The sequence below is a fragment of the Chitinophaga silvisoli genome, assembly GCF_003412465.1.
Taxonomy (GTDB): domain Bacteria; phylum Bacteroidota; class Bacteroidia; order Chitinophagales; family Chitinophagaceae; genus Chitinophaga; species Chitinophaga silvisoli.
This window is the reverse complement of the sequence record NZ_QTJV01000001.1, coordinates 1,213,793-1,227,526: the sequence shown is the minus strand read 5'-3', so window position 1 is coordinate 1,227,526 and position 13,734 is coordinate 1,213,793. Positions and strand designations below refer to the sequence as shown.

The 13,734-nt window shown below is 43.5% G+C and carries 11 protein-coding genes; 1 reads left to right on the top strand and 10 read right to left on the bottom strand.

Annotated features, from left to right (window positions below; genetic code table 11):
• The first annotated feature begins 8 nt into the window (after positions 1–8).
• Positions 9–590 (top strand): phage tail protein, encoded by a 582-nt coding sequence (locus DXN04_RS05005; RefSeq protein WP_116852182.1) that lies wholly within the window; start codon positions 9–11, stop codon positions 588–590.
• Between the two features lie 362 nt (positions 591–952).
• Here the strand turns inward: DXN04_RS05005 and DXN04_RS05000 are convergent, their stop codons facing one another.
• From DXN04_RS05000 to DXN04_RS04950, 10 genes are all read right to left on the bottom strand, one after another.
• A complete protein-coding gene (locus DXN04_RS05000) occupies positions 953–1,429 on the bottom strand; it encodes a nuclear transport factor 2 family protein (RefSeq protein WP_116852181.1) in 477 nt (158 codons plus the stop codon).
• Between the two features lie 25 nt (positions 1,430–1,454).
• The gene (ccsA, locus tag DXN04_RS04995; protein ID WP_116852180.1) at positions 1,455–4,595 is read right to left on the bottom strand and encodes a cytochrome c biogenesis protein CcsA; all 3,141 of its coding nucleotides are present in this window, start codon (positions 4,593–4,595) and stop codon (positions 1,455–1,457) included.
• Positions 4,596–4,780: 185 nt separating this feature from the next.
• Positions 4,781–5,839 (bottom strand): cytochrome-c peroxidase, encoded by a 1,059-nt coding sequence (locus tag DXN04_RS04990; protein ID WP_233525517.1) that lies wholly within the window; start codon positions 5,837–5,839, stop codon positions 4,781–4,783.
• The gene (locus tag DXN04_RS04985) at positions 5,820–6,581 is read right to left on the bottom strand and encodes an MbnP family protein (protein WP_199414983.1); all 762 of its coding nucleotides are present in this window, start codon (positions 6,579–6,581) and stop codon (positions 5,820–5,822) included. The genes DXN04_RS04990 and DXN04_RS04985 overlap by 20 nt, the downstream gene beginning before the upstream one ends.
• Positions 6,582–6,805: 224 nt before the next feature.
• Positions 6,806–7,216: a cytochrome C gene (locus DXN04_RS04980; protein WP_116852178.1), complete on the bottom strand. Its 411-nt coding sequence runs from the start codon at positions 7,214–7,216 to the stop codon at positions 6,806–6,808.
• A 272-nt stretch (positions 7,217–7,488) separates the two neighbouring features.
• Positions 7,489–8,484, bottom strand: a complete 996-nt coding sequence (locus DXN04_RS36005; protein WP_116852176.1) for a cytochrome c — start codon at positions 8,482–8,484, stop codon at positions 7,489–7,491.
• A gap of 5 nt (positions 8,485–8,489) precedes the next feature.
• A complete protein-coding gene (locus tag DXN04_RS04965) occupies positions 8,490–10,625 on the bottom strand; it encodes a cbb3-type cytochrome c oxidase subunit I (RefSeq protein WP_116852175.1) in 2,136 nt (711 codons plus the stop codon).
• A gap of 97 nt (positions 10,626–10,722) precedes the next feature.
• On the bottom strand, positions 10,723–11,184 hold the full coding sequence (locus DXN04_RS04960; protein ID WP_116852174.1) for a hypothetical protein: 462 nt from the start codon (positions 11,182–11,184) through the stop codon (positions 10,723–10,725).
• A 108-nt stretch (positions 11,185–11,292) separates the two neighbouring features.
• Positions 11,293–12,354 (bottom strand): GlxA family transcriptional regulator, encoded by a 1,062-nt coding sequence (locus DXN04_RS04955; protein ID WP_116852173.1) that lies wholly within the window; start codon positions 12,352–12,354, stop codon positions 11,293–11,295.
• Between the two features lie 198 nt (positions 12,355–12,552).
• Complete coding sequence (locus tag DXN04_RS04950; protein WP_116852172.1) at positions 12,553–13,725, bottom strand: FAD-dependent monooxygenase; 1,173 nt, start codon at positions 13,723–13,725, stop codon at positions 12,553–12,555.
• Between the last annotated feature and the right edge of the window lie 9 nt (positions 13,726–13,734).

Sequence of the window (13,734 nt, the reverse complement as noted above, 5' to 3'; positions counted from 1 at the left end):
CTGATAATATGGATTATTATATAGGAGAGATCCGCGCATTTGCAGGCAATTATGCACCTCAGGACTGGGCACTATGCAACGGAGCTACATTGCCAATTAGCGGGAATGAAGCATTGTACTCCCTGTTGGGGGTAACATATGGCGGAGACGGTGTTACCAACTTCAAGCTCCCCGATCTGCAAGTGAAATTGCCAATAGGTGCCGGTATCATCAGTTCGCAGGGAGGCACGGGTAATTATGTGCTGGCAGCCAGCGGTGGTGCTACCGCGGTAACACTCACTCCAACTGAACTTCCACCACATACACACACCCTAAAAGGTTTAAACACTCCTGCTACCAGCAGTTCACCAGCCAACAAAATGCTGGCGGCCTCAAACGGTAATAACAGCACAGTAACACCTCCTTATCCGGATGTAAACCTGTATACAACTTTGCCTTTACCGTCAGGAGGACCAACTACACCGAATGCCACGCTGGGAGCAAATGCTATCGGTAATACCGGCAATAGTCAGGCACATCAAAACATGATGCCTTACCTCGTTGTGAACTTCATTATTGCGACCAATGGCGTATATCCTCTGCCTGCTTAACATAAAAATGTGTATAGCTATTATCTCAAACAGTGACCAGTTCATAGCACTGATTTCCACACTTGCTGACCCTGTCTCGCAAATGTGAATTTTTATGGCTCCACCCGAGGATGCTTTCAATCACAGGAAAAAGTTCTCTGCCTTTTATTTTATCGACTAACGACGATTAGTCCGGATTAAAATCTATATTATCATCAATGTTTAGTTCGAAAATAAACCTCTTCCGGGCACAAAGGCGGAAAGGTCGGAGATATCTCCGACCTTTCCTTGCTTTATATCACCTATGTTTGCTTTAAACCCAGCTCTGTCATAACTACCTTCTACTCCACGGAATTTGCTAAGACTTATTCTCTTCCATTAGACTACTTTGCCCAAAGATGAAAAACTTTAGAAATAATCTTCCACTCACCATCTTTATACATTAATGAGAGATAGTCTGTAGAGTTTTCAGTAGGTGAAACACCTTCCAGTTCAACAAGCACCATTGCCGTATTAGCTGTTTTGTGTAATATACTCACATATGATGTAATACCTGAAGCCGGTCCATGTTGGGCGACAAAGTTATACAGGTTATCAACACTTCCTTCCAAAGTACCGGCGCTCATGAATCCGTACATAATTGCATCCTTATGAAATGCCTTTTTTAATTTCGCTACATCACCCAGACGCAGCCCTTCCACATAACCGTCTATGACTGCTGTGATGGCTTTATAGTCGGCAATCGCATTCGGATTTCTATTTGCTGTCACAAACTGTTTTGCATCCATTTTTCCGTTGCGGCTTTGTGCAAACGATGCTGTACCGGCAAGGCACATTACCATGATGAAAAGTTTTCTCATATTGTCTATTATTTAATTTAAATTTTTAAACGGTAGTATCTCTTTGCATACTTCCCATTACACGACTTAATTTCCGATACCTGAACAAAGCTGCCAGGGACACAATTCCTACTGTTACTATCGATATATATATCCAGGAAGGTATTGGCATCGGGTCCCCTTTTGCGTAGGAATGCAACCCCGATAGATAATAGTTTACACCAAAGTATGTCATGATCACTGTTGAAAATGATACCACAGACAGGAAACTGAACAGGAATTTACTTTGCATGCCGGGTATAAGTCGTACGTGAAGCACAAACGCATATACTATTACAGATATAAAGGCCCAGGTTTCCTTTGGGTCCCAACTCCAGTAACGCCCCCAACTTTCATTGGCCCACATACCGCCTAAAAACGTGCCGCATGTAAGCATAAATATCCCGATGATCATTGACAACTCATTGACAATTGTAAGTTCCCGCAATGGCTTTTCTATAAAGAACCTCCTTGCAGAATTATTGACAATATGCAGCAGCAATACAAACATACCCAGTAATGCACTCAGACCCAGGAATCCGTAGCTGGCAGTAATGATAGCCACATGGATCATCAACCAGTAAGATTTAAGAACAGGTACAAGTGGCGTTATCTGTGGATTCATTTGAGCGCCACCATGAGCAAATCCCATTAAAATAACTGCAATCAGCGCCCCGGCAGCCGGAATATAAGAATTACCATTCCGGTACAAAAGCAGTCCCGACACAAGGCCGATAAGACTGATAAACATGACGGCTTCATAACCATTGCTCCAGGGCGCATGACCCGAGATATACCATCGCACAACCAAACCAAATGCCTGCAATAGAGCGGACATCACTAATATTGATATCAGCCCCCGGATAAGGTACTTCAACACCTTGCTGCTGTTAAACATAGCAACAAACGATATACAAAACAGTATGGATCCGATTACTGCATATGAAAGCATAAGCCTGAAAAACAAGTTCCAGGAGTTAAACCTGACTTCCCAATTAAGCTTTGCCTGAGAGGGAATTACGGAGGCACCCTCTGACCGCTGCAATGATTTGAGCTGTGCTAACAACTGGTCAGCTTTACTCCAATTACCATTTCTGCGCGCATGTTGTATCGACTGAAAGTAGGCCATCACTAACTCCTCTCCCCTGTTCTGTGGCACCTGCATCAGACTTAATGATACCCAGGTGTTGTTACTGTCCCCACGTAAGGGCAAAATCCGCAGGTACATTCCACTTAATAACATTTGAACAACCTGCATTTTATCATTAAGCTCAATGACTTCCTTATCATAATTATCCTGCTCAGCTGCCCTTTTGGCAAACGCGCTATTATACTCCGGCTCCAGTAAAAAGTGTGCATCACCTGCTGTATCCAATGTCAACAGATTCATAATGGTCGTCAACCCTTCCGCATTGGCTTTAACACGGCTGAGAAGCGCCTTCCCACCCCGGTCATTCACTTTTATCAGGGGCACATTCAACCATTCTGCAGGATTAGTGCTTACAGCCAATAAGAATTGGTTTGCATCAAATGTATGATAGCTGTCATGACGGTAAAGCTTTCTAAGTATTTCCAGCGCCAGGGTGTTCGCAGGTTCGATCCGGCCATCAATATTCTGTACCGGCAGGTATCCAAAGGCGGCAGCGTGCGCCCTGTCCGGTACATTTTGCGGCACCTTCTGTGCGTACCCGGATGTACCACATAACAGGGCAATCACAAGTACCGTAAATCCTTTTTTCGAAGAGGCAGCCCCTAATTGTTGCCGTAAAATCTGAAACCGTGTCCCCCTCCAGAACAGGGTAAAGAACATACCCGCAAACAACATTACATAGCCGATATAGGTCAGTTTTGTACCCGTCACATCGTGATTGACAGATAATATAGTCCCCTTTTCATCGGCATCATAACTGCTCTGGAAAAAGCGGAATCCTCCATAATCAAGTGTATGATTCATGTAGATGTTATAAGGCATCACCCCGCCGGCATCGCTGACCGTAACCCGCGACGAAAAAGAAGAAGGCGCATTACTACCAGGGTACTTCCCAAGCTCAAATTGATCCAGGTGAATATAGAACGGCGTATTATAATACCTGGACCCATATCCCATGTCGATCTTTATATTCCCCAACATAACGCTTGATTGAAAACCGGTAAATCCTTTGCCACCATAAAATGAAACAGTGTCCCGACCTTCTGCTGTAGCAATTTCCATTACTACCAGGTCAGGATCAGACGCATTTTTTTTCAGGTCTCCTTCATAATAAACCAGCCTGCCTCTACGTGGCATTTCGGGCACAACCAATAGCAGTCCCGTACTAAAATTATACAAGGCACGTAGCTGAAAAGCGTCTTTTTCACCGGCCATGCCGATGGAATCAATCTGTCCCGTAGCCATCACACGATACTGTGCAGCCAGCGCCGACCTGATATATAAACTTCCTCTCTCAATATCAATTTCTACCCCATCAGGCACAGCTTTTCCAAACCCAATATCCACTCCCTGTAAAGACCTGGTCTCTCCAGCTGGTATATAAATATTCTTACGCATGCCGTCTTCGATCGTGACCAGGTGCAAAACCATTGCCGCACCGGTATCTGTCATCACAGAATCCTGTGCTCTCGGGATGAAATGCAGCATATTCACCTGAACTTTCTCACCGTAAAAGTCATAAGCCGCTTTAAAAGGTTGCCGAAACAGGCGGAAGAAACCCGGTATATTCGCAGGAAGAAATGTCGCTTTTTCAAGGGGATACTCCTGTGTCTGATTCTGCCTGGATATCTGCACCTTAAAAAAAGTTGCCTCTGAAATAATCCTATTTTCCATCTGACCTTCCCGGATATGCATAGTACCTTCAAAGCTCAGATACCGGGTGATAGCACCACCCAGAAAGATGAATAAAAAGGCGATATGAAAAACCAGCAATGGCCATTTAGCTTTTTTATAAAGCTTATATCTCACAATATTGCCCAGGAAGTTAGCCACCAACATGATCATCACCAGTTCGAACCACCAGGAGTTATACACAAGCTCTTTTGCTGCCGGCGTACCGAAATCATTTTCGATGAATGTCGCCCATGCCATTGCAAAGGCAAATACAATCAGCAACACCCCCATTGTCCTGGTCGAAAAAAAGATCTTCTTTAACATAATCAATTTCTAATACCTTATTTGTAAATACCTGTACACACATTTCAAACCGGCTATTATCTATTTTCCGGACAACTAACAATAATGCAGTCAGCCAGGTGTATTCATAGTTATTTTTCTAAAAGAAAACATATCTGCTGCAGATGATACAATACGGTCCTTTCTGTGCTTATTCAGGGCCAGGATTATTGTGGTGAAAGCAGTGGGTCTCTCACGAATTGCTGATCGTTGAGCGTATTTAAAAAAGCAACCAGTTTTCTTTTATCTTCCTGGGTCATTGTTATCCCTGGTCTGCCTTTTCGTATAAGCAGGGGATCGATCCCCCGTATTAGTTGTACTAAATCTGTATAGTGATTCAATACAGCTGTTATTGTCAGATACCTCCCATCATGCATATAAGGAGCCGTATAGGCAAGGTTACGCAGGCTGGGCACTCTGAACTTGTACCGATCTGAAGACTTCAGTGTAACGGCGTATCTGCCCGGATCTTTTACAGCAGTAACCCTCAAACCAATATTCCTGAATGACAAGTCGGTGAATAAAGGTTCTGCATGACATGCAGCACACTTCTGCTGATAAATAAAATATCCATCCTGCTCGTCAACATTGAATGTCACACCGCCCTCTTTACGCATAACACTGTCGTATTTCGAATGACTGCTTACACACATAAGCATAAACTGCGACAATGCTTTTAAGACACGTGTAGTTGTAATATCATCTGTTCTGTACGCCTTTTTGAATAACCCTGGATACTCCGGATCACTTCTAATTTTCCGGATGATATTCTCCATATTATCATCCATTTCTACATGGTTAGAGATAGGTGCCAGCGGCTGCAGGTCAAGATCAGAAATACCACCATCCCACATCAATGTAGCCGACCAGGCCAGATTCATAATAGGCGGTGAATTCCTGGTACCCAGGCGATCATCAATACCATGACTAACGTCATGTCCATGTTGGGTAAAAGCAGCAGACTGGATATGACAGCTGCCACAACTAATAGTGTTGTTCCTGGATAACCTTGGATCATAAAACAGTTTCCTGCCCAATGTAAAGCCTGCCTGTGTGATCTTATTATCCTTAAAGCGGTATGAGGGAGGAGGAAAATTTGCAGGTATCACGAAAGGATGAAACTGCCCCTCTTTATTACCAGCCCCACATCCCAACAACAATATCATTAAGAAAGCGATACATACACTACATACGTTGCACATCAGATCAATTTTCTGTGTGATCATGCCTGAACATAGTGGAATAGTTCTTAGCTATGCTGGCACTATAGTCACTGAACATCACCTGCGAATGATCCTTTAACCGCACCTGTGATGGTCCGTCAAAGACTTTCATAATATCGACCATCAGATGGATATTGCTATGCGCACCTTTTTTAACGAGAGCTGTCCCCCCTGCCGTAAGATCTATACTGATTGTTTTGATGTTGTTGATGGTAGGCGCAGAGATCCCGCCAAATCCACCAATGTGAAAACGAAATCGCTGTTTAGCATCAATAGTGGCTGGCACAGCAAAGGAAGTGCCTTCCATCCTGAAAAAGATATAACCACTATTCCATTCCCAGTACATGCCTTCCATGCCTCCTGCCGGGTCCAACACGCCTGTTCTCTTGCTGATATCCATGGTATTGCGCAGACTGTCAACGCCCACCATAAATGTCAACCTGCTGTACTCTCCTTCCGGAACCTTTACGTTCGCAAAACGTGTTTTTGGGTCCTCTTCCCTGATTAAAAAATAACTGCTATCCTGCGGAACAGTATATGTAAATCCATCTGTACGGGTCAGGCTGATGTTACTGATATAGTACTGAAGAAAATCTACCGAGTAAGTCTCTCCTTCGGCATTTCTGTAAACTCCTGTACCTAATTGCAGGTTTTGTTCCCCGGCTATATTATCAAACTCTATTGATAAAGGTACCAGCGTACCTTGCGCACCTTTATTACTACAACCCACCGCTGAAATGATCATTAGTACTGTTATAGCGATTATCAAAAAACACTTATTCATAGCTCGTCTATTACTTGAATATTTCGTTTGCTGGCGATCACAGCAAGCACCCAATGTCTGCTGTTCAAAAAAGAAGATAGCACCAGGCAGGGAAACCTGCCCGGTTTCGGGCTGAGTCAATCAACTTATCTATCATTCTTAGACCATGATTTAACCACGGTGTGACTTAACCATGCCATCTTTCTTCACACAAGCTTTATAGCAACAGAACTAACCAGATAATATACTGCCCAGGCACAGAAGCTGATGATCAGCACATATATCCAGAATGGAATACTTTGGGGAGTTTCACTCCCCGTGATGACAAAAGATCGCTGATCTCCTTTTCCATAAGCATTTATCATCAGAGGCACTATACCATCAACGACGGCATTTTCCTTAATTCCCTCTACAGCTACGGCGGGGCCGTTGCGTACTTCAAAGGGTATCACCCTTATTCCTTCTTTACCGGCAGGATCCTTACTCACAATTTTCAGGGTATGCATACCATCAGTTAGTTTATTCGTATCAAGTTTAAATTGGACGGGTGTCTGTAAATACGCTGCCGGCGTTTTGTCATCATCGATAAAGATGAAGACGGTACTATGATCTTTCATATGATCAATGATTTATTATACTCGTTTTAATATGGTTCTGCATTGACTCATTAGGTCGAATCAACCATTTTACAGACAAAAACAAGGTTATTATTACAAATACCACGGTAACTACAATAATCACATAATCCCATTGACTATCAGGTCCCGTGCCGTGGGTGATTCCCCGCAATAATTTAGGCTGTTGTTTTTCGCATGCCGGACATGCAGATGTCACGTAAGCGGAAAAGAGCCATAGTATCAAAAGGAAAATTCTTTTCATATTAGTATCATTACTTTTTTACCTTATCCATGATCGTTTTAACTTCCTCTTCCGTTACTTTCCGGCTATTATTTCCCCACGAACTTCTTTCGTGGTTCATAATCGCCGCTATTTCGCCGGCACTTAATTTATTCAGCGTACCCACAGCAGGCATTTCCCCAAATCCTTCCTGCACCCTGCCACTATAGCCATTCATAATAATATCTACCATTAACTCCGGATCATCATTTAAGACTATTTTGCTCCCTTTTAATGGCGGAAAAGCTCCCTTTAGTCCTTCACCGTTAGGTTGATGGCAACTCTGGCAATTGTTTGCATATAATTCCGCGCCGTTGAGTGTCGCCGGAGCACCACCATTGTTGTCAGCCGGCTTTTCACGTTTATAGAGAAACAGCGGGCTTTTTTCGTCCGGTAGTTTCACCTGCTTTAAGGATTGCAGATAGGCTACCAATTGCAAGGCTTCCCTGGAAGCAACTACTTTCTGATGTGGTGAGGCAAGAAATGCTTCCGGTACATTTACTACTACATCCCCCTCCTGCACTGAATCTTTGATGTCAAACAACCAGGTGTAAGCTGGCATGATCGATTGCTCAACGACCGTTCTGGGATTAAAAAGATGTACGAGTTGCCAGTCGCGCGAGGGCTGACGCTTACCCACATTAGTGAGATCTGGTCCTGTACGCTCTGTTCCCATTAATGTGGCCGTGTTACGAAGCAAATCCGTACGATGATCGTCTGCATAATCGGCGGCAATGCCAGGGCGCTCACCCCATATTTTGTCCATTTCTACATTACGTACCTGTTGCGTATGACATGCCACACATCCATTGGCTATAAACAAAGCCTTTCCTTTTACAGCGTCTTCGCTAAGCGCCGGTGCGTCTGGTAACGGAGCATTATTTTGTTCATTGGAGATAGCAGGTAATATGGCCACTCCCAGGGTGAGTATTAAAAATAATCCCAATGCAGTGCTGTATAGTGTCTTATGATTATCGAACAGTTCCATAGCGTTTATTGAATCGGAGATGAAACGGAGCCCTTTAAATACTGCTCACTTAATTTTTTTAAAGCCGCTTCTTTTATATCGGGGGCCGCAGTCGCCAGCGACATTTTATACATGTTATAGGCAAACACAATGTGGGATGCCCACATAAGACTACCACCTATTGCACGCCAAAGCCAGTACGGTGCCATAAATACCACACTATCTATAAACGGTTTACCGGATTGCCACATAATTCCCCTGTAAGTTGCCCCATACATCAATGGGATGGTATAAAATAACAGCCCCATCAGCGCTACCCAGAAGTGGATCCCCACAGTGATTTGCGGTGGTTCCTTACCTGTTAATACCGGTACAACTGTATAAATAGCCGCCCACAACAAAAACGTGATGATACCATACATAGTGATGTGTGAATGTGCGACTGTGAAGTCCGTAAAATGCCATATCAGATTGGTATAACGGAATGCCTCAGCAGTGCCCTGCATGGAACCGGTGAAATAAAATACCAATCCTACCAGGAAAAAAGGAAGCGTATAACTGCCGGCCAGTTTATGCCATCCGTTGCGGAAGGTCATAAAAAAGTTGGTAGTCCCTGATGTTACCGGGATTAGCATCCCCACACTACCGACAATGGCTACTGTCTGCAGCCACCAGGGTATGGAACTGAACACAAAGTGATGTGTACCGATTACCGTATAGAAAACTATCTGGGACCAGAAAGCCAGTATACCCAGGCTATAGGAATAGATGGGACGGTTGAGTTGTTGTGGCAGGAAGTAATAGGTAACCCCCAGCATAAAAAGCATAAACCACATTCCAACCCCCTGGTGCATATAATAACCCTGAACAATCGTCTCACCAAGACCATCCTGCCAGAAAGGTGAATATGCCACCAATACAATGACGATTGCAAATATGACAGCTGAAACAATATACCAGTTGGATATGTAAATTTCTTTAGATGTCCGTCTGGCAATAGTCTGGATAAAGTTGGCAAGCGTAATACACAGACCCGTGGCAAACAATGCCATCACCGGCCATATATATTCCCTGTATTCTCCGCCAGCGTTATTGATACCTGCCATTAGGCATATAGTCCCCAATACTACAGCTGCGTTTACAAGTATGAGCGTATACCAGCCCCTTTTCAGACTGGCGATTGAAGTATTACTTACCCGGGGAACAATATAGTGCCCTAAACCTAGCATGGCCAGGGATGCCCATCCCCAGAAAACAGCATTCGTATGCACCGGCCGTAACCGTCCAAAACTCAACCAGCTTAAATGATCTACGTCAGGGCTGACAAATTTTATTCCGACATACTCACCTACAGTAGTACCAAACAAAAGCCAGAAGGTCGCAGTCCCCAGGAACCAAAGTATGAGTTTCCCCAGTGCAGGATCAACAGGTGGACGTGACGAAGAAGCTTTTTTGCGTGTTATAAAATTGACATTATTCTCATTACTAATTTCATTTAACAAACCCTTGTTATCTTCCGCAGCCACAGTACCCGCCAGTTCATCGTGGTTAAGTGAATAATCGAGTGCGGCTTTACGTTGTAACAATTCATTTAGCATCTCCGCATCATTCATCTCATCAAGGTAAGTTGCCAGCAGGCCTGACTCCTCCTGATAAACTTTACGATGGTAATTACCAATTACTCTTCTTAACTTGAAAATCATCAGCGCAATGCCAACCAACACCGGAATCAATATCAATATGATCGTAATGAGAATGCCTGTCTGATTCATTAATCTCGTGGGTTTGGCATCCAGCGCTTTTGCAGACAAACTACATCCCAGTGCAACCCATATCAGCATTTTCACTTTGGTATGCTGTTTAATCCGCAATAATGCAGTCAGCTGATGGCTGTTTAATTGGCGAATATAAGCTGCAACGTTTTCAAGCTGTGGCTTTTGATGCCGTGCCCGTAAGGATCTGATCAGGTTTTTCAAACGATACTTCATACTCAAAGCTGATAGCAGTATTACCCCCATGAGTAGTAAACAGAATGTCCATAAGCCGGCAATTGAATTCATCGCAAAGAAAGCACTCCCCTTTGACTGCGCTTGTACATAATATATGCTGACCATTAATACAGCTGCCGTCAGCACTATTCGCTTTAACCAATGTGGTTTCATTTATTCATTTTTTGATATTGCTTCAACTTCTTTTCTTTGCAGGTGCCTGTCAACGTAGAATGAGTTTTCACATTTAACCAGCAGCCCGGTAAGATCTTTAGAATAATCTCAGCCATGGCCGTTGCGCAAGTGGAGAAAATGGCCATGGAATAGCAATTAACAGGATGACTAACGCTATAAGAAACCATGTTAACATCATCTTATACTTTTCCTGGTCCGCTGCAACTCTCTTTGCTCTTGCCGATCCGATTGTTATTAAAACAACGGCAAGAATCATAAGAGATATGTGAACGTATTTGAAATAAGTATACTCGTTAAAAGACTCCACCTGCATACCGGCCACCTTAACATTTACCAACGGGCTCTGAATATAAAGTGCCATTCCAATCACCAATTGAATATGGGTAAATGTCGTCGTCCAGTGACGGATAGCATTAGCTTTTTGGGTAAAAGGCAGCCTTTGGGTGACACCACGCAAAGCGGTGTAAATGGCATAGCAAAGACTTCCCAGCATTAGCCACCGTAGCAGCGAATGCAACACTAACAAAGCGAAATACATGTATCGGGATTTTATTTTAGAAACAAAACGGAAGGCAAATAATATCCTGTACCCACAGTTTACTGTGCATATCAATCACAAGCGGCGCTTGTCACTAATAAAGATAACTTAAGCTGGGTATGAAACAGGAAACAGCCCCTGATCTCCGGTGTCTTTAAGCGAAGTCCGGAAAGCGTTGCGGTAATCTGAAGGAGTAATCGCAAGTTGTCGCAGAAATATCCGTCGCATAGTTACCAGGTTGCCTAATCCACACTGCTCAGCAATCCTTTCCAATGACAAATCTGTATCTTCAAGATATACACGGGCTTTCTCCACCCTGAGCTTTTCTATAAATTTCGCCGGAGGCATCCCTGCATGCTTTTGCAATACCCGCGTCAGGTTACGGACACTCATGTTAAAGTGCTCCGCAATCTTACTGAGATCTACAGGTTCATGAAGCCGTTCATTAAGCCAAAGTTTTAGTTTGTGCCCAATGCTGGTGTTGTCATAAACAGGAAGCAGGTTTCCGAATTGTGCCTGTACGCCCGGCCTTCTCAGGTAAAATACTAATTGTCGCGCCACCCTTACAGCAATCTCCTTTCCATAATCTTCTTCAACAAGTGCCAATGAAAGATCTATCCCGGAAGACACACCTGCCGACGTATATATATAGCCATCCTGCATAAAGAATGCATTGCTGTGTACCTTTATCGACGGGTACTGTGCTTTCAGTTTTTCTGAAACTTCCCAATGTGTGGTCGCCTTGCGACCATTCAGCAGGCCTGCTTTTGCCAAGGCAAAAGCTCCGGCACAGACAGATCCTATGCGACGGGTGTTCTGTTCATTTATACCGGATAACCACGCGTAAAATGGCTCCAGCTCTGAAGCCATGATTTCCCAATAGTCATCACCCGCGATAATCAGGGTGTCAATTGGTGGCTTTATATCCATTGCACAATACTGACAATTGACTTCAACACCAGCAGATGTAGTCACTCTTTTATCATAGGTGGGCGCTACCACTTTTACCTCATAACCATTGTTGGTGCCCGTAGCCTGTAAAAATCTGTCAGCGTTGGTAAACACATCTGCAGGTCCGGTAAAATCCAGCAGCATATACCTGGTCATCGCCACAATTACTACCAGTTTCTTCTGGTCTGCTGCAATTCCCTTGTTTTTACTAACATCCATGACACAAAATTAGCAAGGGGATCTTTTGTCTCAAAGGACATTAATTATACATTTTGGGACATGGGGAGCTATTATAACTGGTTTAAGTGCGCAAAAGACTGCGCACTTGTATTAATTCTTTTATATTATTAATCATTCTGGAGTAAAAAAAAGTTTGGCCCTGGCAAGGTCATATGAATTCCAAAGAACCCCCACGAATTATTTTATGATGAATTTCTTTTGTTCTGCTGTCAGAACAAGCTGATCTGTCATCATCCTGCTAACCTCGTCATCTGATGCAGTTTTAAATAGATGTGAGAACCTTGAAAGATCGGCTTCACTTCCGGGTATAAATGAGCGGGCATTGTTCCTCGCATTTTCCTGGAATTTTTTAATGATCGGCTTCATTAGCCTATCATATTTAACCAATGCCGTTGAAATGTCATTGGCTGACTCCGAAAGAAAATGAGCTAATGCCTTCGCACCATATATCGACAGAGAGGCTCCCATACCCGACATTGCTGTAGGGCAATAACCAGCATCCCCCAATAAAACGATATTACCCCTGAAAAGATCTGGTGCATGTACCATTCCCATTTTGTCTACAAATGTTTGCCCACTCTCAGTGATCGCATCAATTAAATGCCGCACCTCAGCACTGTACGATTTAAAGTGGTCTCTCAGCATGGCTGTAATATTGGAATGTACCTTCGAAAGCTCCTCAGTTGTATGAATATAACATTGAATGGCAATCTCATTGCTGCTGATAGGATAAATAGAGAGCATTCTGTCAACATCTAAGTAGGTGCTGATTACACCTAAACTATAGGAATTTTTCCCCATAAGTCTGCCGCCCATGTATAACAAGTTAAAGTCTTCCAGTTGGCTTTCTGGAAAGTGCCTTGCCCTTGTTACGGAACGCAGTCCTTCTGATACTATGACCATATCAGCAATTGCTGTGGCACCACCGGAAAGTTTAATGTGCACCTTTCCTCCATCCTGCTGCATGTGCTCAATCGTAGTGTCAAATAAGATTTCAACCTTGCCGCTTATATCTTTATATAGTACATCATGCAATCCACCACGGGTAATTAAGACTGACTGGCTGGTATTCTTGTTGACCTCTTTATAGCTGATATTTCGGATCATGTCCCCATTTGAATCGAGCCAATGCATGTGTTCAGATGGTGTTGATTGCGCTATCAACTGGCTCTTGAGCCCAAGTTCATCCATAATTTCAACACCAAAGCTTTTAAGTGAGACCAGAAATCCAGATTTATTGAACTGCTTACTCTTTTCTATAATAATGATTTCATGCCCCATACTATGTAGCAACTTTGCCGCTGTGAGTCCTGCAATACCACCTCCTGAAATAATAATCCGTTTTTTCATTTTTCCTGG